The organism is Actinoplanes sp. NPDC051405 (genome assembly GCF_055586185.1).
This window is the reverse complement of record NZ_JBVJIR010000005.1, coordinates 24,059-45,972: the sequence shown is the minus strand read 5'-3', so window position 1 is coordinate 45,972 and position 21,914 is coordinate 24,059. Positions and strand designations below refer to the sequence as shown.

The 21,914-nt window shown below is 70.5% G+C and carries 21 protein-coding genes; 3 read left to right on the top strand and 18 right to left on the bottom strand.

Features of this window, described 5'->3' with window-relative positions:
* Positions 1-10 precede the first annotated feature (10 nt).
* The 6 genes from ACZ6S4_RS12905 to trpS form a co-directional block, all read right to left on the bottom strand.
* Positions 11-1,105, bottom strand: a complete 1,095-nt coding sequence (locus ACZ6S4_RS12905; protein WP_465475112.1) for a BMP family lipoprotein — start codon at positions 1,103-1,105, stop codon at positions 11-13.
* 195 nt (positions 1,106-1,300) lie between these two features.
* Entirely contained in the window at positions 1,301-1,582 is a 282-nt protein-coding gene (locus ACZ6S4_RS12900) for an SCO4848 family membrane protein (protein ID WP_465475111.1), read from the bottom strand.
* Between the two features lie 36 nt (positions 1,583-1,618).
* Entirely contained in the window at positions 1,619-2,008 is a 390-nt protein-coding gene (locus tag ACZ6S4_RS12895) for a hypothetical protein (RefSeq protein ID WP_465475110.1), read from the bottom strand.
* A gap of 7 nt (positions 2,009-2,015) precedes the next feature.
* On the bottom strand, positions 2,016-2,936 hold the full coding sequence (locus ACZ6S4_RS12890) for a YihY/virulence factor BrkB family protein (RefSeq protein ID WP_465475109.1): 921 nt from the start codon (positions 2,934-2,936) through the stop codon (positions 2,016-2,018).
* A 73-nt stretch (positions 2,937-3,009) separates the two neighbouring features.
* Positions 3,010-3,552 (bottom strand): 2'-5' RNA ligase family protein, encoded by a 543-nt coding sequence (locus ACZ6S4_RS12885; protein WP_465475391.1) that lies wholly within the window; start codon positions 3,550-3,552, stop codon positions 3,010-3,012.
* Positions 3,549-4,574, bottom strand: coding sequence for a tryptophan--tRNA ligase (trpS, locus tag ACZ6S4_RS12880; RefSeq protein ID WP_465475108.1), 1,026 nt, complete (start codon positions 4,572-4,574; stop codon positions 3,549-3,551). Before trpS ends, ACZ6S4_RS12885 begins: the two co-directional genes overlap by 4 nt.
* A gap of 152 nt (positions 4,575-4,726) precedes the next feature.
* Here trpS and galE point away from each other — a divergent pair, with 152 nt between their 5' ends.
* Genes galE through ACZ6S4_RS12865 form a run of 3 tightly spaced genes read left to right on the top strand, consistent with a single transcriptional unit; the run spans position 4,727 to position 7,104 of the window.
* Complete coding sequence (gene galE / locus ACZ6S4_RS12875; RefSeq protein WP_465475107.1) at positions 4,727-5,704, top strand: UDP-glucose 4-epimerase GalE; 978 nt, start codon at positions 4,727-4,729, stop codon at positions 5,702-5,704.
* Positions 5,705-5,717: 13 nt separating this feature from the next.
* Positions 5,718-6,863 (top strand): galactokinase, encoded by a 1,146-nt coding sequence (galK, locus tag ACZ6S4_RS12870; RefSeq protein WP_465475106.1) that lies wholly within the window; start codon positions 5,718-5,720, stop codon positions 6,861-6,863.
* A gap of 43 nt (positions 6,864-6,906) precedes the next feature.
* Positions 6,907-7,104: a hypothetical protein gene (locus ACZ6S4_RS12865; RefSeq protein ID WP_465475105.1), complete on the top strand. Its 198-nt coding sequence runs from the start codon at positions 6,907-6,909 to the stop codon at positions 7,102-7,104.
* 42 nt (positions 7,105-7,146) lie between these two features.
* Here ACZ6S4_RS12865 and ACZ6S4_RS12860 read toward each other — a convergent pair whose 3' ends face one another.
* The 12 genes from ACZ6S4_RS12860 to pth form a co-directional block, all read right to left on the bottom strand.
* Positions 7,147-8,157 (bottom strand): glycoside hydrolase family 43 protein, encoded by a 1,011-nt coding sequence (locus ACZ6S4_RS12860; protein ID WP_465475104.1) that lies wholly within the window; start codon positions 8,155-8,157, stop codon positions 7,147-7,149.
* Positions 8,151-10,301: a family 43 glycosylhydrolase gene (locus tag ACZ6S4_RS12855; protein WP_465475103.1), complete on the bottom strand. Its 2,151-nt coding sequence runs from the start codon at positions 10,299-10,301 to the stop codon at positions 8,151-8,153. The genes ACZ6S4_RS12860 and ACZ6S4_RS12855 overlap by 7 nt, the downstream gene beginning before the upstream one ends.
* A 4-nt stretch (positions 10,302-10,305) precedes the next feature.
* Positions 10,306-11,133, bottom strand: a complete 828-nt coding sequence (locus tag ACZ6S4_RS12850) for a carbohydrate ABC transporter permease (protein ID WP_465475102.1) — start codon at positions 11,131-11,133, stop codon at positions 10,306-10,308.
* Between the two features lie 2 nt (positions 11,134-11,135).
* Positions 11,136-12,074 (bottom strand): carbohydrate ABC transporter permease, encoded by a 939-nt coding sequence (locus ACZ6S4_RS12845; RefSeq protein WP_465475101.1) that lies wholly within the window; start codon positions 12,072-12,074, stop codon positions 11,136-11,138.
* Positions 12,075-12,079: 5 nt separating this feature from the next.
* Positions 12,080-13,414, bottom strand: coding sequence for an ABC transporter substrate-binding protein (locus tag ACZ6S4_RS12840; RefSeq protein ID WP_465475100.1), 1,335 nt, complete (start codon positions 13,412-13,414; stop codon positions 12,080-12,082).
* The gene (gene arfA, locus ACZ6S4_RS12835) at positions 13,411-14,922 is read right to left on the bottom strand and encodes an arabinosylfuranosidase ArfA (RefSeq protein ID WP_465475099.1); all 1,512 of its coding nucleotides are present in this window, start codon (positions 14,920-14,922) and stop codon (positions 13,411-13,413) included. Before arfA ends, ACZ6S4_RS12840 begins: the two co-directional genes overlap by 4 nt.
* 115 nt (positions 14,923-15,037) lie before the next feature.
* Complete coding sequence (locus ACZ6S4_RS12830) at positions 15,038-16,042, bottom strand: LacI family DNA-binding transcriptional regulator (RefSeq protein WP_465475098.1); 1,005 nt, start codon at positions 16,040-16,042, stop codon at positions 15,038-15,040.
* 125 nt (positions 16,043-16,167) lie between these two features.
* Positions 16,168-17,466 (bottom strand): sulfate adenylyltransferase subunit CysN, encoded by a 1,299-nt coding sequence (cysN, locus tag ACZ6S4_RS12825; RefSeq protein WP_465475097.1) that lies wholly within the window; start codon positions 17,464-17,466, stop codon positions 16,168-16,170.
* Positions 17,466-18,377 (bottom strand): sulfate adenylyltransferase subunit CysD, encoded by a 912-nt coding sequence (cysD, locus tag ACZ6S4_RS12820; protein WP_360545491.1) that lies wholly within the window; start codon positions 18,375-18,377, stop codon positions 17,466-17,468. The genes cysN and cysD overlap by 1 nt, the downstream gene beginning before the upstream one ends.
* 45 nt (positions 18,378-18,422) lie before the next feature.
* Positions 18,423-19,310, bottom strand: coding sequence for a 3'(2'),5'-bisphosphate nucleotidase CysQ (locus tag ACZ6S4_RS12815; RefSeq protein WP_465475096.1), 888 nt, complete (start codon positions 19,308-19,310; stop codon positions 18,423-18,425).
* A 19-nt stretch (positions 19,311-19,329) separates the two neighbouring features.
* Entirely contained in the window at positions 19,330-20,730 is a 1,401-nt protein-coding gene (locus ACZ6S4_RS12810) for a sugar transferase (RefSeq protein ID WP_465475390.1), read from the bottom strand.
* A 539-nt stretch (positions 20,731-21,269) separates the two neighbouring features.
* Positions 21,270-21,857 carry an aminoacyl-tRNA hydrolase gene (gene pth, locus ACZ6S4_RS12805; protein ID WP_465475095.1) on the bottom strand — a complete coding sequence of 196 codons (588 nt, stop codon included), beginning with the start codon at positions 21,855-21,857 and terminating at the stop codon, positions 21,270-21,272.
* Between the last annotated feature and the right edge of the window lie 57 nt (positions 21,858-21,914).

Here is a 21,914-nt window from a genome sequence, read left to right as displayed (position 1 = left end):
GGGAAACGGATCACTTGGGGGCGTTGGCCGACTCGACCTTGACCGTACCCGCGATGATGTCCGCCTTGAGCTTCTCGACCTCGGACTTGAGCCCGGCGTCGACCTTGCTGTCGAACTGGTTGTACGGCGCGATGGAGACACCGTTGTTCTCCAGCGTGCCCAGGTAGCCCGGGGCCGCCGCGAGCGGCTTGCCCGAGGCGCCGTCCGCGACAGCCGTCTCGACCGCGTCGGTGATGTTCTTGACCACCGTGGTCAGGAAGACGTCGCAGTACTGCTCGGCGCTCTTGCAGCCGTCCTGGTCGACCCAGATGACCGACACCTTGCCGCCGGACGCCTTGGCGACGTCCGCGGTGCCCAGGCCCGTGCCGCCGGCCACCGGCATGATGACGTCGGCGCCCTGCGAGACCTGCGAGTTGGTGATGGTCTTGCCCTTGTTCTGGTCACCGAAGTTCTCGGCGAAGGTGCCGTTCTGCTTCGCCTTGTCCCAGCCGAGGACCTGGACGCTCTTGCTCTTCTGCTTGTTGTAGTACGCCACGCCGTCGGCGAAGCCGTCCATGAAGACGGTGACCGGCGGGATCTTCAGGCCGCCGTAGGTGGCCACCTTGCCGGTCTTGGAGTAACCCGCCGCGACGTAGCCGGCCAGGAAGGCCGCCTGCTCGGTGGCGAACTGCATCGGGAAGACGTTGGTCGCGCCCGCGATGCTGCTGTCCACGATGCCGAACTGCTGGGTCGGGTTCTCCTTGGCCACCTTCTCGGTGGCGCCGCCCATCAGGCCGCCGACCGAGAGGATGAAGTTGCACTTCTGCGTGACGAACTGCCGCAGGTTGGGCTCGTAGTCGGCCTCGGCCGTCGATGCCACGTACTTCGGGTCGACGCTGTTCTGCGCCTCCTTGGCGGCCTGCAGGCCGGCCCACGCCGAGGCGTTGAACGAGCGGTCGTCGATGCCACCGGTGTCGGTGACCATGCACGCCTTATATGCCGCGGCGGCGCTGCTGGCGCCCCCACTCGGGGTGTCGTCCGGGGCGTCGCCACAGGCAGCGGCGGCGAGCGAGAGCCCACCCGCCGCGAGAATCGCAACGATTCGCTTCCCACGTACTGGGCGCAAGACGCCCTCCTTCCACAGCGCACCGGCACTTCGCGGTGCGTCTCAGGTCGGGAGCGTAGCCGCAGGCCACGGCGGCGTCAGGAAATCGGACCGGACTGTTGGCGCACCGTTATCTGGCCGCGACCGGCCGGGCTCCTGAACGCCGCTTTAGCAAGGCTGGGGCGGGAAATGCCCGGTTGCCTGAGTAACCCGCCGTTAATCTTTCGGCGACACCGGACCCACGGCCGCGTTTTCTTCGGCGCGTCGCGGCGCCGGGGCCGCCGCGCGCCAGGCCCGGACCCCCAGCACGCCGACCGTCGTGCCGATCACCAGCGACGCGGTGATCAGCAGCGCGTGCACCCAGAGGAACGACGTCGGGCTGCCGCCGGCGAACGACCGGTCGTCGCGGTAGATCGCCAGGCCGAACCGGGGCCAGATGAGCCACGTCCAGACACCGACCAGGACCAGGAACGCCGACCACCGTCGCGAGAGCACCACGACACGAGTATGCCCGCCCGGCCGGACCCCTCCCGGTCAGCCGCCCGAGGTGAGCTTCGCGGCGATGCGGGCGAAGCCGGCGCGTACCTCGGCCTCGGACGGGGGCCGGCCCGGCGTCGTGCGCAGCGGCCCCTCGCCGTCCAGGTCGGTCGCGGTGGTGTCGATGTCCTGGCCGGAGCGGGCCAGCTCGATCTCGGCGCGGATCGCGTCGGCGTCGGCCAGCGGCAGCAGCGGTTCGACCACCGCCATCAGGTCCTCGTCGGCCACCACGGCCTGGGCCAGCGCCAGGGCGTGCGGCCGCTCGTACGGCCCGCAGACCAGCGGTTCCCATTCCTCTTCGTCGTCCAGCGCGCCGATGGTGATGATCCAGGGCAGGTTCGCCACCGGCGAGTCAGGCGGCAGGTGCAGTGTCACGAGGGTCCCCACCCGCTCATCATTCCGGGCGGTCGTGCCGAATCCAGGTATTTTGCCCCACCGGAGCAGTTTTATCGTCAGCTGACAGGTCCACCACGCGACCGTGCGGGCTGGTCGCCGCCCAGGCCGCGCCGAACAGCAGCAACTGGTTGAAGACGTACAGGTAGACCAGCACGCCCACCGCGCTGGCGACCAGGCCGTACGCGGGATTGCGCTCGACCAGGCCGAGCAGCGAGCGGCCCACCGTGTTGAGCAGGGTGATGCCGATGCCGACCTGCAGCACCGGCGGGGCCATCCGGCGCGCGGTCATCCGCAGCCGCGGCACGGCGGCCAGCAGGGCGGCCGCCAGCAGCATGTTGATGCCCAGCGTGAGGACGAGGCTGACCACCGCGCGCAGGAACGACACGTGCCCGCCGGCCAGCCACTCCAGCAGCGACTCCAGACCGTAGACGGCGAACACGGAGATGCCGAGCAGCAGCAGGATCCCGATCATCACGAGCAGGTCGACGACCTGGCGGACGCCGATGTAGCCGGGCTGCTCGTTGAGCCGCCAGATCAGCCGCTGCGAGGAACGGATCGCCTCCACCCAGCCGATGCCGGTGAACACCAGGCCGACGATGCCGACGATGCCGACGGTCCGGCCGCTGGCCACGATCGCCTCGACGTCCAGGAACGGCAGGTTCTCGCCGAGGAAGTCCTGGACGATCTGGAACAGCCCGGTGTTGCTGTTGACCAGGAAGCCGAAGATCGAGTAACCGATCAGCGCCAGGGCGAAGACCGCGAAGAATCCGTAGTAGGCGATCGCCGCGGCGAGCCGGCCGCCCAGCACCTCGTCGTAGCGCAGCAACGCGCGACAAAGGTGGTCGAAGTACCGGGAGCGGTGCCGCAGGGCCATGATCCGGGACTCGACCGCGGCGTACGCCCGGTCGATGGCGTTCACGCCGCCGACCGTACCCAATGTGGCGGGGTCTGTCCGCGCAGGCCCGGGCGGGTCCTCCGGCGGGCCGGGCTGGTTAACGCAGGCCGCCGAGCGGGTAGTCGCGCCGGCGCTGCCAGGGGCCCTCGCCACCGTGGGTGAAGAGCGTGAAACCGCCGACGTCGAAGCGCGCCGAGAAGCCGGCCAGATCCTCGAAGACCGCGTCCAGCGCGTCGCTCGGCACGTCCTGGGCCACCGTCACGTGCGGGTGGTACGGGAACCGGGTGTCCCGGTTGATCGCCTCGGACGCGGTGATCGCGGCGGCCAGCAGCTCGCACTCGCTGATGCCGACCGCGAGGGTCACGAAGACCACCTCGGTGACCGGCCGGAACGTGCCGGTGCCGCGCAGGTGGATGGTGAACGGCTGCTGGGCCGAGGCGACCGCCTCGAGATGCTTCTCGACGTCGGGCAACGCGTCGGTGCGGATCTCGGTCGGGCCGAGCAGGGTGACGTGCGCCGGTGTGTACGCCGCCTGCGGATCGCCCGCCGCGCCCCGGCGGTGGGTCAGCTCCGAGCCCCACGGCTCGGGGATGTCGATCGCGACGCCGATGCGCGTCGTGCCCTCGGCCACGCGGGTCAGACCTCGCGCGCCGGGCTGAGGAAGCCGAGGTGCTGGTAGGCGTTGGCCAGGGTGACCGCGGAGACCGCCCGGGCCTTGTCGGCGCCGACCGCGAGGACCTTGTCGAGGTAACCCGGGTCCTCCAGGTAGGTGCGGGTGCGCTCCTGGACCGGCTTGACGAACTCGACGAAGACCTCGGCGAGGTCCTTCTTGAGGTCGCCGTAGCCGCGGCCGTCGTACTCCTCGAGCAGTTCGTCTATGGTCCGCTGGGTCAGCGCCGCGTACATGGTCAGCAGGTTGCTGATGCCGGGCTTGTTCTCCTCGTCGTAGAGGATCTCGCGGCCGGTGTCGGTGACCGCCGACTTGATCTTCTTGGCCGACCGGGCGGGCTCTTCCAGCAGCTCGAGGATGCCGTTGGGCGACGACGCGGACTTCGACATCTTCGAGGTCGGGTCCTGCAGGTCGGTGATCTTGGCGGTGTCGCGGACGATGTACGCCGCCGGCACGGTGAAGGTCGGGCCGAACCGGGTGTTGAACCGCTGGGCCAGGTCGCGGGTGAGCTCCAGGTGCTGGCGCTGGTCCTCGCCCACCGGCACGGCGTCGGCCTGGTAGAGCAGGATGTCGGCGGCCTGCAGGATCGGGTAGGTGAACAGCCCGACGCTGGTGGTGTCCGAGCCCTGCTTGGCCGACTTGTCCTTGAACTGGACCATCCGGCCGGCCTCGCCGAAGCCGGTGATGCAGCTCAGCACCCAGGCGAGCTGGGCGTGCTCGGGGACGTGCGACTGCACGAAGAGGGTGCAGCGTTCCGGGTCCAGACCCAGGGCGAGCAGCTGCGCGACCGACAGACGGGTGCGGTTGCGCAGGGCCACCGGGTCGTGCCCCATGGTGATCGCGTGCAGGTCCACGACGCAGTAGAAGGCGTCGGCGGTCTCCTGCATGGCCACCCAGTTACGGACCGCGCCGAGGTAGTTGCCGAGGTGGAAGGAATCGGCGGTCGGCTGGATGCCGGAGAGCACCCGGGGACGGTGGTCGGCGTCGGACATGAGCGCCATTGTGTCAGCTTCGCCGGGCTTTCCGTCAAACGCCCGGCACCGGATTGTCTGATGTTTGAACGTGTTGACTTATGAGCGTTCATGGTGGAAAGCTATTCTGAAGACAGCGCGTCCGTCCAGCATCCGCTACGAAAGGTCACGACGTGAAACTGCTCGTCACGGGAGGGGCCGGATATATCGGCAGCGTCACCAGCCGGCTACTGCTCGACGCCGGTCACGAGGTAACTGTTCTGGACAACCTCAGCACCGGCTTCCGGGAGGCGGTCGCGCCCGACGCCACCTTCGTGCAGGCCGACATCGCGGAGGCCGGCAGCGTGCTGACCCCGCAGGCCGGCTTCGACGCGGTGGTGCACTTCGCCGGCCTGATCGCCGCCGGCGAGTCGATGGTCAAGCCCGAGCTGTACTGGGACCACAACCTGGTCCGCTCGCTGGCGCTGCTGGACGCCGTACGCAGCGCCGGGGTGCCGCGTGTCGTCTTCTCCTCCACCGCCGCGGTCTACGGCAACCCCACCGAGCTGCCCATCACCGAGTCCGCGGTCAAGGCCCCGACCAGCACGTACGGCTCCACCAAGCTGGCCTTCGACTTCGCGCTGACCTCCGAGACGTTCGCGCACCGGCTGGCCGCGGTCTCGCTGCGCTACTTCAACGTGGCCGGCGCGCTGATCCGCCCGGACGGCACCGCCATCGGCGAGCGGCACGACCCGGAGACCCACCTCATCCCGATCGCCCTGCAGGTGGCCGCGGGCAAGCGGGAGAAGCTCCAGCTCTTCGGCGACGACTACCCGACCGCTGACGGCACCTGCGTGCGCGACTACATCCACGTGGAGGACCTGGCCCGGGCCCACCTGCTCGCGCTCGACGCGGCCACCCCGGGCGAGCACAAGATCTACAACCTGGGCAACGGCAACGGCTTCTCCAACCGCCAGGTCGCCGAGGTGGCCCGTGAGGTCACCGGCACCGAGCTGCCGGTCGAGGTGGCACCGCGCCGCGACGGTGACCCGGCCAGCCTGGTCGCCTCCTCGCAGCGGGCCCGCGACGAGCTCGGCTGGGTGCCGGAGAAGGACACGCTGACCGACATGATCGGCGACGCCTGGGCGTTCTACCGCAGCCACGTCGCGTGATCTGATCATGGACATGACTGTTGCATCCTCCGCGGCGCAGGCCTTCCGCGACGCCTACGGCGCCGAGCCCACCGGACTGTGGGCCGCGCCCGGCCGGGTCAACCTCATCGGCGAGCACACCGACTACAACGACGGCTTCGTGCTCCCCTTCGCCCTGCCGCAGCACGTGGTCGCGGCGGCGTCCCCGGCCGACGGCCCGGACTGGACGGTGTGCTCGACCTTCGCGGAAGGCTCCGTCTCGTTCGGTGCCACGCAGCCCGGCGGCGTCGAGGGCTGGGCCGGTTACGTGGCCGGCATCGTGTGGGCGCTGCAGGAGGCCGGCTTCGACGTGCCGCCGGCCCGGATCGCGTTCGCCTCGGACGTGCCCGTGGGCGCCGGCGTCTCGTCGTCCGCCGCCCTGGAGTCGGCCACGCTGACCGCCCTGGTCGAGCTGGGTGGGCTGGAGCTGCCGGTGGCCGAGCGGCCGGCGCTGGCCCAGCGCGCGGAGAACGTCTACGTCGGCGCACCGACCGGGATCATGGACCAGTCGGCCTCCATCCGCTGCACCGAGGGCCGGGCGCTGTTCCTGGACTGCCGGTCGCTGGCGGTCGAGCAGATCCCGTTCGACCTGGCGGCCGACGGCCTGGCCATCCTGATCGTCAACAGCAACGCGCCGCACCAGCACGTCGACGGCGAGTACGGCGCCCGCCGCAAGTCCTGCGAGGAGGCCGCCCGCATCCTGGGCGTACCGGCCCTGCGCGACGTGACCCCGGACGGCCTCGACGCGGCGCTGGCCCAGCTCGACGACGACGTGACGCGCCGCCGGGTCCGCCACATCGTCACCGAGAACCAGCGGGTCCTCGACACGGTGGGACTGCTGCGGTCCGGCCGGATCCGCGAGATCGGCCCGCTGATGACGGCGTCGCACGCCTCGATGCGCGACGACTTCGAGATCACGGTGGCGCAGGTCGACGTCGCGGTCGAGGCGGCGCTGGCGGCGGGCGCGTACGGGGCCCGGATGACCGGCGGCGGCTTCGGCGGCTGCGTGCTGGCCCTGATCGACGCGGACCGGGCGGACGAGACCACGGCCGCGGTGGAGCGCGCGTACGCGGAGCACGACTTCACCGCACCGACCACCTGGTCGGCCGTTCCCGGCCCCGGGGCTGCCCGCCTGCCCTGACCCGCGGGGTGTCAGCGGTCGCGCAGCGGGTATGGATCCGGTCATGACCGCGCAATCCGAATCGAACCAGCCGAACGAGTTCGGCTTCGCCGGTGACGCCACCGCGCCGCAGCCCGAGCCCGATCGGGACCCGGCCGACCGGGCCGACGCCGAGCGGGTCGCGGTGCCGTCCGACGACCTCACCGAAGCCATCTCCGACGGCATCGACAACGCCACCCAGGGCGACGACGCGAAGCACTGACGCCGGTCACCGGGCGGGCCCGAGAGCCCGCCCGGTGCTGTTTCAGCGGGGCAGTGCCTGCGGCTCGACGTTCGGGCCGCGCACGACCGGCCGGCCGTCCACCCAGTCGACCCGGTCCAGCCAGAGCTGGCGACCCGGGGCGACGCTGCCGATCGCCTCCGGCGGCCACGCGTGGTAGAGCAGCCAGGTCTCCCCGGCCGGCGTGGTGACCAGGAAACTGTGCCCAGGGCCGGCCGCGGCCGGTGTCGAGCGCAGGATCGGGTTCTCCGCCGCCTTTCGGCACGGCCCGAGCGGGCTGTCGCACTCGGCGTAGCCCACGGCGTAGACGTCCTTGTCGAAGGCGTTCGCCGAGTAGAACAGGAACAGCTTGCCGTCGTGGCGGACCAGCTGCGGCGCCTCGATGACGTGGTCCTCCCAGCCGGCGTCGTTGGTCAGCAGCCGGACCGGCTCACCCACCAGCGAACGGCCGTCCGGGCTGAGCCGGCTGCCGTAGAGGTGGGTCGGCTCGCCGATGTGGTTGCCGTCGTTCTTCCAGTGCAGCCAGAGAGCGCCGTCGGCGTCGGCGTACGGGCTGGCGTCGATCGAGCCACCCTCGTCGGCCTGGCAGATCAGCGGCTTGGCCGCGTCGTCGACGAACGGGCCCTGCGGGGACTCGGCCCGGGCGACGCCGATGCACTGCAGGTTCGCCGCCGTGGACCGGGCCGTGTAGTAGAGCAGGTAACCGCCGTCCGCGGCGATGACCTCGGGCGCCCACGTGTTGCCCCGCTCGGCCCACTTGCCCACCTCGGGCAGCGCGTCCCCGGCCGGGGTCCAGGTGACCAGGTCCGGCGAGGTCATGACCGGCACGTTCTGGCTGGTGTTGTTGGTGCCGTAGGCGTACCAGGTGCCGTCGGCCAGGATCGCGCCCGGGTCCGGGAAGTTCTCCTGGTACACCGGGTTGGTGAAGGTGGCCACTTTGGACTCCGTTCCCGCCGGCGTGGCCGGCTCCTCCCCGCCGCCGCAACCGGCGGCGAGCGCACATACGGACAGCATGCCGATCAGGCGTCTCACCACCGGCGGAACCGCAGGTAGTCGAAGGACGCGGTGACGGCCGGCTGGGCCCCGCCGTGGGCGATCAGCCCGATCCGCGGGTTCGAGTCCGCGGGCAGGGTCCACACGCCGCCCCAGGTCCAGGTGCGGCCGTCCCGGCTCACCCCGGCCCGGTACTCGTGCTCCCCGTTGACCTCGTCGACGTGGTGGGCCAGCCGCAGCCAGGTGGTGGTCAGGCCGGGGGTGCCGGCGATGGTGCCGCCGTACGAGGTGGTGCCCGCGTACGGGATCTCGTGACCGAACTCGACCTGCCGGGTGTTCCAGATCGCCACGGCGGACAGCCGCGCGAACTCGTCGTCCCCGGCGTACGCGATGAGCCCGGCCTGCTGGTAGTTGCGCACCGAGTCCTCGCCCAGGTCCAGGGTCAGCTTCGTCTCGGCGATCCAGCTGCCGTCCGGTGCGTCGCGCAGCAGCACGCCGGCGTTGTTCGAGGTGCCGGTGAGGTCGGCGTTCTGCACCGGCCAGCGCAGCGCGCCGCCGCCGACGGTCGCCGCCGGGTCGGGGCGCACGAAGGTCCAGGCCGGGCTCAGCGCCGAGCCGGTGAACTCGTCGGAGTACCCGGCCAGCACGCGCCCGGGCTCGGGCACTGCGGCCGCCCGGCGGACCGGTTCGGCCAGCGGGCCCACGCTGACGTTGTCCAGTTCGGCGGTGCTGGTGGCCGTGACGCCGACGACGGTCCGGCCGCCGTCCCGCCCGGTCGCCACGGTGGTGTCGTCGAGCGTGGCGGTGATCCGGCCGTCGCGGACGTCCACGGCCAGGTGGTGCCAGGCCGTCGCGTCGAAGCCGGCCGGCAGCGCGGTCCGGCGCGAGCCGACGACCAGGGCGTTGCCCGAGATACGGACCGCGGTGGATCCGATCATCAGGCCGGCGGGGCCACGGACGTCGGCCTCCGCGCGCAGGTCTCCCCGCTGCGGCGAGCGGGCGAGCAGCGTGCCGGATCCGCGGAGCCGGCCGTTCACTGCCGCCCACTTGCCGTCGGCCACCCGCCACTGCCGAGGGGACAGGGTGTCGAAGGTGTCCTGCACCGGCGTCTTGGTGACGGGCGCGGCGACCGGCTTGTCGGAGGCCCACCGGCCGGCCCGCACGGTCGGCCAGCCGCCGATCCAGTCCAGGCGGTCCAGCAGCATCGGCCGCTCGTTGATCCCGAACGGCTCGTCCAGGTACGGGTCGGCCCGGTCGATCGCGTGGTAGGCGAGCCAGTCCTGGCCGGCCAGGTCGGTGATCAGCCCGTTGTGGCCGGTGCCGACCCACTTGTTGCCGTTGGGGGCGACGACCGGGGTGCCGCCGGCCCGGGACACGTCCAGCCGCAGGCCGTCGCGGTCGGTGAACGGTCCGCGCGGGTCACGGGAGCGTCCCACCGACACCGAGTAGCCCGTGGTCGGGCCGGCGCAGCAGTTGGCCGAGGAGGCGAACAGGTAGTACCAGCCGTCGCGGCGGACGACGTACGCGCCCTCGAACTTGTTGTCGATCGCGACCCGGGTCGCCGTACCGGTGATGTGCAGGCCGTCCGCGGACAGCTCGCTGACCCAGATGCCGCCGAAGTAGCTGCCGTAGTAGAGGTAGCTGCGGCCGTCCGGGGTGGTGAGCCGGGCCGGGTCGAAGGTCCACAGCCAGCCGCCGTCCCCGCTGGGCCGGGGTGCGACCACGGGCTCGTCGGAGAAGGTCCAGGGACCGGTCGGGGTCGGTGCGGTGGCCGCTCCGATCGCCGACCGTCCCGGGCCGCCCGTGGTCTCGGTGACGGTGACGTACATGACCCACTTACCGCCGATGCGGCGGACGTCGGGAGCCCAGAAGGCGGCGTTGTCAGCGGCGAACGCCGGGCGCTGGCCCTCGGCGAACGCGTCGCCCACGTACGTCCACGACACCAGGTCGGTCGAGCGCGCGGTCGGGATCCGGTGGAAGACCTTCTCGCCCTCGCGCAGCGGGTCGGTGGTGCCGTACGCGTACCAGAAACCGTCGTCGCCCCGCACGACCATCGGGTCGGCGAACGTGTCCGCGAAGGCCGCGGAGACCGGGTTGGTGTAGGTCTGCCGCTGCGGCGCGGCCTGCGCCGCAGCGGGAGTGAGCAGCAGAATCGCCGCGGCAAGCGCGGCCGTGCACCGTCGCATGAGATCAGCCCTTCAGGCCGGACCGGGAGACACCCTCGATGATGTAGCGCTGGCTGACCATGAACAGGATCAGCGCCGGGATGCTGGCCAGCGCGGCGCCCGCCATGATCACCGGGTAGTTGATGTTGTAGGCGCCCTGCAGCGTGCCCAGGCCGGGCGGCAGCGTGAAGTTCTCCGGGCTGAACAGCGTGTAGACCGGCCAGATGAAGTCGTTCCAGTTGGTCAGGAAGCTGATCACGGCCAGGGTGGCCAGGGCCGGCTTGGACAGCGGCAGGATCACCTTGGTGAAGATCTGCCACGAGTTGGCCCCCTCCAGCAGCGCGGCCTCCTCCAGTTCCCGGGGCAACCCGAGGAAGAACTGCCGCAGGAAGAAGACGCCGAAGGCGCTGGCGGCACCGGGCACGATCAGCGCCATGAGGGTGTCCAGCCAGCCGAGCCGGTCGATGATCAGGAAGTTGGGGATGATCAGCGTGAAGATCGGCACGAAGAGCGTCCCGATGATCAGGGCGAAGACGATCTTCTTGCCGCGGAACTCCATCCGGGCCAGCGCATAGGCGGCCATCGAGGCGACGATGAGCACCAGCAGAGCCTGCCCGCTCGCGGCGATCAGGCTGTTGAGAAACCAGCGCAGCACGGGCGTCTGCGAGTCGCCGGTGAACAACGTGTCGTAGGCGCTGGTCGTCGGGTCCGCCGGCAGGATCGAGGGCGGCACCCGGGTGGCCTCGTCGGCGCTCTTGAACGAGGTGGTCAGCATCCACACGATCGGGGCGATGAAGACCAGGCTGAGCAGGCCCAGCAGGGAGTACCAGGCGATACCGCGGAATCTGCCCATGGCTAGTCCTTCTCCCGGAACAGGCGGAAAGTAATCATGCTGACCAGCAGCAGGCCGAGGGTGAGCAGGTAGCTCATCGCGGCCGCGCTGCCCATCCGGTAGTTGCGCAGGCCCTCCTCGGCGATGTACATGATCGCCGTACGGGTCTCGACACCCGGCGCACCCTGGGTGATCAGGTACGCCTGGCCGAACATGTTGCTGGAGGCCAGGATCGTGTTGATCACGATGAACAGCAGCACCGGCCGCAGCCCGGGCAGGGTCACGTGGCGGAACTCGGCCCACCGGCCGGCCCCGTCCACCTTGGCCGCGTCGTAGAGCTCCCGCGGGATGTCCTGCAACCCGGCCAGGTAGATGACAGCGTTGAACCCCAGCGTCCACCAGACGGTGACGCCGACCAGCGAGATCCACGCCCACGGCAGACCCGTGGTCCAGGCGGTGTCGTCGGGCAGCCCGATCGCGCCCAGCATGGCGTTGATCGCGCCCAGGTTCGGGTCGAGCAGGAAGCGCCACAGCACGCCGATGACCGCCACACCCAGCACGTACGGCGCGAAGTACACCGCCCGGAAGAAGGTGCGGCCCTTGAACGAGCGGTTCAGCAGCAGTGCGATCGCCAGGGGCACGGTGACCAGCAGCGGCACGCTGAACACCGTGAAGATCGCGGTGGCCTGCATGCTCTGCCAGAAGAAGTCGAACACCGGCGACGCACTGTCGAACAGCGCCTGGTAGTTGTCCAGCCCGACGAAGGGCTTGCCGGGCAGCAGGTAGTCCCACTCGTGCAGGCTGATCCAGAGCCCGTAGCCGGCCGGCACGAGCGTGAAGGTCGTGAACAGCAGCGCGTAGGGCAGCAGGTACAGGTATGGGGTGACGCCCGACCCCCGCCTCGGCGCCCGGGTCGCGGGCGCCGAGGTCGAGGTGGTGGCCGTCTCCAGCACGTCCACCATGGTGGTCAGCCGCCGTACTTCTTGCGGTTCTGCTCGAGGATCTGGTTGGCCTTGGCGGCCGCGTCGGCCAGCGCCTTGCCGGGCTCCTTGCGCAGCAGGATCGCCTCGTTGACCGCGGTGTCCACGGTGGCCAGGGCGTCCGGGATGCCCGGCACCGACGGCGGGAAGTGCAGGTTGTCGATCTGCGTGCCGATTGCCGCCTGCTCCTTGAGCGCCGCGAAGTCGGGGCTGTCGCGGATCTCCTTGCGGGCCGGCACCTGGCCGCCCTTGGCCCACTCCAGCGACTGCTGGCTGATGAAGTTGATGAAGACCTTGCCGGCCTGCAGCTTGTTGGCGTCCTGGGTGCGCTGCTTGAACTGCACGAACTGGTGCGAGCCGGCCCACGCGGCGGGCTGGGTGCCGATCTGCGGCAGCGCCGAGACGCCCCACTCCATGCCCTTGACCCCGCGCAGCGTGTTGATCGTCCAGATGCCGTTCCAGTTGAACGCGGCCTTGCCGTTCTGCAGGGCGATCAGGTCGGCATCCTGGGCCACGTTCTTCGGGCTGTAGCCGTTCTTGACCAGGTCGGTGAGCCAGGTCAGCGCCTGCACGCCGGGCTGCTCGGCGAACAGCGGCTTGGTCGCCTTCTCGTCGAACAGCTGGCCGCCGAACTGCCAGGTCAGCGCCTCGAACTGGAGCGTGCCGGTGAACGGGAACGGGGTGGCCCAGTGCCCCTGGACGCCCTTGGACTTGAGCTTGTCCAGGGCCGCCATGTACTCCTCGTTGTTGGTCGGCGGCTTCTCCGGGTCCAGCCCGGCGGCCTGCAGGACCTTCTTGTTCCAGAACATGCCGAGCGGGTGCACGTCCAGCGGGATGGCGTAGCGCTTGCCGTTGTAGACCGCGGCCTGCCACACCGGCGGCGAGAAGTCGCTCTCGTTGAGCTGGAGCGACTTGGCCAGGTCGTCCAGCGCCAGGATGACGCCCCGGGCGGCGTTGGTGGCCACCTGGTCGACGTGCATGATGCCCAGGTCCGGGCCGTTGCCGGTGGACACGGCGGCGGGGACCTTCTGGTAGTAGTCGGCCCACTCGTACACGTTCATCGTGACCTTGATGTTGGGGTTCGCGCTGTTGAACTTGTCCACCAGCGACTTCATCACCGGGCCGTCGCCGCCGGTGAAGCCGTTCCAGAAGGTCAGCGCGACGTTGGGACCGGTGTAGTTGGTGGCCGCGGGCTGGGCGTTCTCGCCACCACCGCCGACGACGGGATTGGGGCCGTCGTCACCGCAGGCGCCGAGCAGGACGGCGCCACCGGCGCCTACGCCGAGCCCGAGCAGGCCGCGGCGGGTGAGATGTGGTTTCACGGTTTCTCCTCGGGGGTGAAGCTCAGGGCGTGCCAGGAGACAGGGGGAAGCAGGACGGTGGCGCGGCCACCGTCGAGGGCAGGCATTTCTTCGGTACGGGGACGGACGCGATCAGGAGCAGCGGCGGTGTTGCCGATGGACGGGTCGTCCTCGGCGAGCCGGATCCACTGTCCGGAGCGCAGTCCGGGAAAAGCCCGCAGGTCGATCTCCAGCGGGACAGCTTCGGTGCCGCGGTTGACGGCGAAGACGGCGAGCCGGCCGGTGCGCTCGTCGAGGGTGGCGACCGCGTCCACCACCGGCACCTCGCCGTAGCGGCCGGTGGACATGGTCGGTGACTGCACGCCCGCCCGCAGCACGGTGCCGTGGGCGAGCCGGGCAGTGTGGGCGAACGGGTGGTAGATGGTCTGCCGCCAGGCGGGACCGCCGGGCGTGGTCCGGATCGGCGCGATGATGTTGACCAGCTGGGCCTGCGCGCCGACGGTGACCCGGTCGGCGTGGCGCAGCATGCTGATCAACAGGTTGCCCACGACCATCGCGTCGGTGACGGTGTAGTCGTCCTCGATGAGCGCCGGGGTGTCCTCGATCGGCCGGTCCTCCGGCTCGGTGAAGCGGGACTGGTACCAGACGTTCCACTCGTCCAGCGCCAGGTTGATCCGCTTCTGCCGGCGCAGCTTGGCCCGTACGTGGTCGGCCGTGGCGACGATGTCGTCGATGAAGCCGTCGAGGTTGACGGCGGCGGCCCGGAAGCTCGCCTCGTCCTGGCTCTCCGGGTCGTAGTAGCTGTGCAGGGACAAATAGTCGACGTGGTCGTAGGTCTGCTCCAGCACGGTGGCTTCCCACGCGGCGAAGGTCGGCATGTCCGCCTTGGAGCTGCCGGCGGCCACGAGCTGGATGGTGGGGTCGACCCGCTTCATGGCATGCCCGGCCCGGGCGGCGAGCCGGCCGTACTCCAGCGCGGTCAGGTGGCCGATCTGCCAGGGCCCGTCCATCTCGTTGCCCAGGCACCAGAGCCGGATGTCGTGCGGGCGGGCCACGCCGTGCTTGCGGCGCAGGTCGGCGGCCGCGGTGCCGTCCGGGAGGTTGCAGTACTCGACCAGCTCGGCGGCCTCGACGATGCCGCGGGTGCCCAGGTTGACCGCCATCATCGGCTCGACCCCGGCCAGCTCGGCCCAGCGCATGAACTCGTTGAGCCCGAACGCGTTGCTCTCCAGCGACCGCCAGGCCAGGTCGAGGCGCCGCGGCCGGTCGCCGACCGGGCCGACCCCGTCCTCCCAGCGGTAGTTCGAGACGAAGTTGCCGCCCGGGTAGCGCACCAGCGTGACGCCGAGCTCGCGGACCAGCTCGAGCACATCGGTGCGCAGGCCGTCAGCGTCCGCCGCGGGGTGGCCGGGCTCGAAGATGCCGGTGTAGACGCAGCGACCCATGTGCTCGACGAACGAGCCGAAGAGCCGCCGGTCCACCGCACCGATGGCGAAGGCGGGGTCGAGGGTCAGCCGAGCCTTGTCCACGTAGTGCTCCTGTCCGCAGGTCTGTGTGCCGCCTCACACTGTTTACAACGTTGGAACCAACGTTGTAAAGAGGTCGACACACGCTCGTTACCTGGGACGATGCGATTTGTGGTGCTTAGCGGGAGTCTCGCCCTACGGTGCTTTCCCGGGCGACCAGCCGGTGGCTCACCCTGAGCTCGCGCGGCGGGCCCGCGGCGGCCGCACCCTCGCCGAGGCGCTCGGCGAGCAGGTCCACGGCGAGTTCGGCGATCCGGCCGAGGTCCGGGGCGATGGTGCTCAGGGTCGGCGTGCTGAACCGGCCGTCCTCGATGTCGTCGAAGCCGATCACCGCCACGTCGCCGGGCACCGAGCAACCCCGCTCCAGCAGCGTGCGGATGGCCCCGAGGGCGAGCAGGTCGTTGAAGCAGAACACCGCGTCGGGCGGTCGCGGGCCGTCCAGCAGCCGGGCCATCGCGGCGGCGCCGTCGGCGCGATGGAAGCTCTCCACCTCGGCGACCAGCGCCGGATCGGCGGGCAGCCCGGCCTGCTCCAGCGCCGCACGGTAGCCGGCGAGCCGCTGCTGGGCGGTCACCGCCGACGGGAAGTCCTGCGCGCCGATCGCCGCGATGCGCCGGCGCCCCGACCCGGCCAGGTGACGCGTCGCGTCGGCCGCCGCGGCGGTGTTGTCGATGGCGACGTGGTCGGCCGGGCCATGCCACACCCGCTCACCGAGCAGCACCATCGGGGTCTCGTCGCCGCCGCGCGCCAGTTCCTCACCGGCCAGCGCCAGCGGGCTGAAGATCAGGCCGTCGATCGCGTGCCGGCGCAGCCCGGCGACCAGGTTGCGCTCACGCTCGGCGTGCCCGTCCGTCTGGTCGATCAGCACGGTCCAGGACCGGCGCTCCGCCGCGTGCACGATCCGGCCGGCCAGTTCGGCGAAGTACGGCGACTGCAGCTCCGGCACGGCCAGCGCGATCACCCCGGACCGGCCGCTGCGCAACTGCCGGGCCGCCATGTTCGGCTTGTAGCCCAGGGCGTCGATGGCCTGCTGCACCCGGGCGCGGGTCTCCGGGGCGACGTGCACGTAACCGTTGACCACATTGGAGACGGTCTTGATCGACACGCCTGCTTGTGCGGCCACGTCCTTCAGACCAGGAGGCACCGGCCTCGCCCACTCTCATCGCCCGGCTGCGCCCGGACTATACAACGATGCAAACCGCCCCGTCCCGCCCTTTCCCGGCGCGGTCCGGGGCGTGCGGCGGCCCCCTACTGGGCCTCGATGATCATGCCGGCGCCCACCGTACGGTTGGTCGACTCGTCGATCAGGATGAAGCCACCGGTGGTGCGGTTACGGCGGTACTCGTCGGCGAGCAGCGGCACCGTGGTGCGCAGCTTGACCCGGCCGATCTCGTTCAGGCCCAGCTGCGGCGCGTTCTCGTCGCGGTGCAACGTGTTCACGTCGAGGCGGTACTGCAGGCCACGGACCACCGCGCGAGCCGTACGGGTGGTGTGCTTGATCGTGTATTTCGCACCGACCCGCAGCGGCGCCGTCTCGTCCATCCAGCAGATCATCGCCTCGACGTCCTGGGCGACCGCCGGCGCGTTGTGCGGCCGGCAGATCATGTCGCCCCGGGAGATGTCGATCTCGTCGGTCAGCCGGACCGTCACCGACATCGGCGGGAACGCCTCGTCGACCGGGCCGTCCGCGGTGTCGATGGCGGCGATCGTGCTGGTCATGCCGGACGGCAGCACCATCACCTCGTCGCCGGGCTTGAGCACGCCCGAGGCGACCTGGCCGGCGTACCCGCGGTAGTCGGTGATGTCCTTGGACTGCGGGCGGATCACGTACTGCACCGGGAACCGCACGTCGACCAGGTTGCGGTCCGAGGCGATGTGCACGTGCTCCAGGTGGTGCAGCAGCGACGGGCCCTCGTACCAGGGGCTCTTCTCGGAGCGCGAGGCGATGTTGTCGCCCTCCAGCGCCGAGATCGGGATGACCGTCAGGTCGGGCGCGTCGAGCTTGGCCGCGAACGAGGTGAACTCGTCGGCGATCTTCTCGTAGACGCCACGGTCCCAGTCGACCAGGTCCATCTTGTTGACGCAGAGCACCAGATGCGGCACCCGCAGCAGGCTGGTCAGGAACGCGTGCCGGCGGGACTGCTCGACCAGGCCCTTGCGCGCGTCCACCAGGATCAGCGCGAGGTCGGCGGTCGAGGCGCCGGTGACCATGTTGCGGGTGTACTGGATGTGCCCGGGGGTGTCGGCGATGATGAACTTGCGCCGCGGCGTCGCGAAGTAGCGGTACGCCACGTCGATGGTGATGCCCTGCTCCCGCTCGGCGCGCAGGCCGTCGGTGAGCAGCGCCAGGTTGGTGTATTCGTCACCGCGCGCGGCGCTGACCGCCTCGACCGCCTCCAGCTGGTCGGCGAAGATGGTCTTGGTGTCGTAGAGCAGCCGGCCGATCAGCGTCGACTTGCCGTCGTCCACGCTGCCCGCGGTGGCGAACCGCAGCAGGTCCATCGGACGGGCCGTCGCCTCGTCGGGCTCCAGAACTGCCTGACTCATCAGAAGTAGCCTTCCCGCTTGCGGTCTTCCATCGCGGCCTCGCTGACCTTGTCGTCGCCCCGGGTGGCACCGCGTTCGGTGATCCGGGTCGCCGCGACCTCGTCGATGACCTTGTCGACCGTGTCGGCCTCGGACAGCACGGCGGCGGTCTGCGACGCGTCGCCGACGGTGCGGTAGCGCACCCGGCGGGTCTCGACCGTCTCGCCGTCCCGGGGCACGATGAACTCGTTGACCGCGTAGAACATCCCCGCGCGCTCGACGACCTCACGGTCGTGGGCGTAGTAGATGCTCGGCAGCGCGATGCGCTCCTTGGCGATGTAGTGCCAGACGTCCAGCTCGGTCCAGTTGGACAGCGGGAACACCCGGATCGACTCGCCGGGGTGGTGCCGGCCGTTGTAGAGCGACCACAGCTCGGGGCGCTGGTTCTTCGGGTCCCACTGACCGAACTCGTCGCGGAAGCTGAACATCCGCTCCTTGGCCCGGGCCTTCTCCTCGTCGCGGCGGGCGCCGCCGAAGAGCGCGTCGAAGCGGTACTTCTCCACCGCGGCCAGCAGCACCGGGGTCTGGATCCGGTTGCGGGTGCCGTCCGGCAGCTCGCGCACCAGGCCGGAGTCGATGGCCTCCTGCACACTGGCGATCACCAGGTTGAGACCCAGCTCGGCGACCCGGGTGTCGCGGTACTCCAGCACCTCGGGGAAGTTGTGACCGGTGTCGACGTGCATGACCGGGAACGGGATGCGCGCGGGCGCGAACGCCTTCTCCGCGAGGCGCAGCATCACGATCGAGTCCTTGCCGCCGGAGAAGAGCAGCACGGGCCGCTCGAACTCGGCCATGACCTCACGCATGACGAAGATGCTCTCGGCCTCGAGAGCGTCGAGATGCGAGACGCGATAGGGCTTCGTCTGGCTCATGGGTTCCAGACCTTTCCGGTGTCGGCCGAATTCATCCGGGGGGATTTATGGGAGGTGTCGCTGCAACGCTGCGAGCAGACGGGGCGCAAGGTCCTTGCGACAGACCACCAGATCCGGCAACTTCGGATCGGCCTGGTTGTATTTCAGCGCAGTTCCGTCGATACGGGAAGCATGCAGTCCAGTGGCCGACGCCACAGCCACCGGGGCGGCACTGTCCCACTCGTACTGGCCGCCGGCGTGCACGTAGGCATCGGCGTCCCCGTTGATGACCGCGGCGATCTTGACCCCGGCCGATCCCATCGGGACCAGCTCGGCGCCGATGTCCTCGGCCAGGGCGGTGACGAACGCCGGCGGGCGCGTGCGGCTGGCGGCGATCCGGATCGGTCCCCCGGTCGCGGCGGCCAGCGGCAGCGGCGGGTACGCGGGCGGCTGGTCGGTGGCGAGCGTACGGTGCCGGGCCGGCATCGCCACGGCACCGGCGGACAGGCAGTTGGGGCTGGAGCAGTCGGCGGTCCAGAGCGCCACGTGCACAGCCCAGTCGGTGCGGCCCTCCTCGGAGAACTCGCGGGTGCCGTCCAGCGGGTCGATGATCCAGACCCGGGAGGCGTCCAGGCGGTCCGGGCGTACGGCGTCGTGCCGGTCGTCCGCCCACGCCACGCGCGAGTGGTCGTCCTCCTCCGAGAGCACGGCATCCGCCGGGCGCCACCGGGCGAGCTCGGCCCGCAGCAGGTCGTGCGCGGCCTTGTCACCGGCGGCCTTGAGCAGCTTGCCGTCCGCGTACCCGACTTCCTCGCGGACCTGGAGCAGCACCTGGCCGGCCCGGTCGGCCAGCCAGCGCGCGAACGCGGCGTCGATGACCGGCGGCGTGCCACCGTCACCGGTGGACTCCCGCTGACCGGCAATGCGCGCCGACGTCCCTGTCTGCTCGCTCATCCAACCGCTCCCTGTCCGTTCAGTAGGCCCCTGACGACCGGACCACGGCCGTCATGGTGCGCAAAAGGATCACCAGGTCCAAACTGAGAGACCAGTTCTCCACATAGCGAAGGTCCAGCCGTACCGTCTCCTCCCACGACAGGTCCGATCGTCCGGAAACCTGCCATAGGCCCGTCATGCCGGGCTTGACGGCAAGACGGCGGCGCACGTCGTCGGCGTAGACGGCAACCTCGGACGGCAGCGGCGGTCGCGGCCCGACCAGCGACATCTGCCCGGCGATCACGTTCAGCAGCTGCGGCAGCTCGTCCAGGGACAGCCTCCGCAACCACCGGCCGACCGGGGTCACGCGCGGGTCGTCGCGCATTTTGAAGAGCACACCGTCGTGCTCGTTGAGATGCCGGAGCTCGGCCAGCCGGGCCTCGGCGTCGACGTACATGCTGCGGAACTTGAAGATGCGGAACTCGGACCCGTCACGCCCGACCCGTACCTGACGAAAGAGTACCGGGCCGCGTGAGGTCACCCGGACGCAGAGTGCGACGGCCAGCAGCAGCGGACCGAAGAGAATGAGCAGGGCCAGGGCCCCGACCCGGTCCACGAGGTCCTTCACGACCCGCGCGCCGCCGTGCAGCCGCGGGTGCTCGACGTGCAGCATCGGCAGCCCGTCGAACGGCCGGATGGTGGTGCGCGCGCCGGCCACGTCGATGAGCGCGCTCGCCACCACCAGGTCGACCTCGTCGCGCTCCAGGCGCCAGGCCAGCCGGCGCAGCGCGGCGCCGTCCAGCTCCGGGCAGCTCAGCACCACCACGGTGTCCGCGTCGGCGGCATCGACCGCGGTCGCGACGTCGTCGAACGTGCCGAAGACGGGCAGGTCGATGACCCCGTCGTGGTTCGGCGGCAGACACGCGCCGACCACCTCCAGCCCGTGGTACCGCTCCCGGCGCAACTGCCGGGTGATGCCGATGACCGACAGCTCGTGACCGACCACGATCACCCGGCGCAGCCGCTCGCCGCGCGACCGGGCGATGTGCAGCCGCTTGCGCAGGGCGAAGCGCAGGACCACGGCGGAGACCATCGCGGTGGGCAGCGCGGCCAGGACGTAGGACCGGGCCAGATCAAGATCGAGCGCGTACGACACGACGGCCACACCCGCGATCAGGCCAATCCCGCCCCGGAACACCCGCTGGTACTCGTCCGTGCCGACGAACAGGAAGCGGCGCTCGTACGCCCGGCTCACCACCAGCACCGCCAGCAGGGCCAGCGGCAGCAACGCCGACAGCCACAGGTAAGACCGGTTGTAGGTGGTCACCTCGTCACCGAAGCGCAGCCCGAAGGTCACCGCGCCCGCGGCGATGCCGGCCAGCAGGTCACACAGGACCAGGGCGCGTACGTACTGCCGTTCCCAGCGCTGGCGCCGCGACATCGCCGCGTGCCGCCCCCGGACCCGCACGAACGGCCGGTTCGCGGGGCGGGCCGCGGCCGAGCGGTTCGGCTCGGCCGACCAGTGCCGCTCGACGGCCCGGTTGCGGGCCCGGCCGGCGGGAACCCGGCCACCGGCACCGGCCAGCGGCGGCGCGTTGTCGACCAGGTCCTCGATGGCGTCGTCACCGGTCGATCGGGCCGGCGACGGAATCTTGCTGTTGCGGGCCCGGTACGGCGACGGCCGGTGCGGACGGGGGCCGTGGTTGCCGGGCGGATGGTTGGCCGGACCGTGGTGCTCCGGCGGCTCCGACGGGACCACGTCACGGCGCTGCACCGTCGGCAGTACCACCGTCGGCTCGCCCAATGTCGCCTCGTGGCTCTCGGAGAGTTCCTGCCGCACCCGAACCTCCCCCGTACCGCGTGGTGTCCGCGCACCGTTTGGGTGCGCTACGTGACCAACGCGCTAACCGGGGGAGGCGTCACGGGACCGATAGACGGACAAAACAGGTTAATCGATCTGTCCGTTCTGGCAGCATCCCTTCAGCTTCCGTGGTATTTGTTCTGCGCCCACTCGACACCCTCGAGCACCACAGCCTCCACCACGTCGGCCGCCCGATCGACCAGGAACTCCAGCTCCTTGCGCTCCGCACCGGCGAAATCCGACAGCACGTAGTCCGCGGGATCCTGGCGTCCCGGCGGCCGGCCGATGCCGAACCGGACCCGGGCGTACTCCTTGCTGCCCAGCGACTTGGACATGGAACGCAGCCCGTTGTGACCACCCTCACCGCCGCCGCGCTTCACCCGCACCTGCCCGTACGGCACGTCCAGCTCGTCGTGCACGGCCACGATGTTGTCCACCGGCACCTTGAAGAACTGGGCCAGCGCCACCACCGGCGCACCCGACAGATTCATGAAGGTCAGCGGCTTGGCCAGGATCAGCTTCGGGCCGCCGAAACCCAGCCGGCCCTCCGCCACCTCGGCCACCGCGCGCTTGTGCCGGCCGAACTTGCCGCCCACCCGCGAGGCCAGCAGGTCGGCCACCATGAAACCGACGTTGTGCCGGTTGCCCGCGTACTCCCGGCCGGGATTGCCCAGGCCGACCACCAGCCAGGGTGCGTCCTCGGTCATCAAGTCTCCTTACGACAGCAGGGAAAGTGCCGTCGGCACTTTCCCTGCAGATCGCGG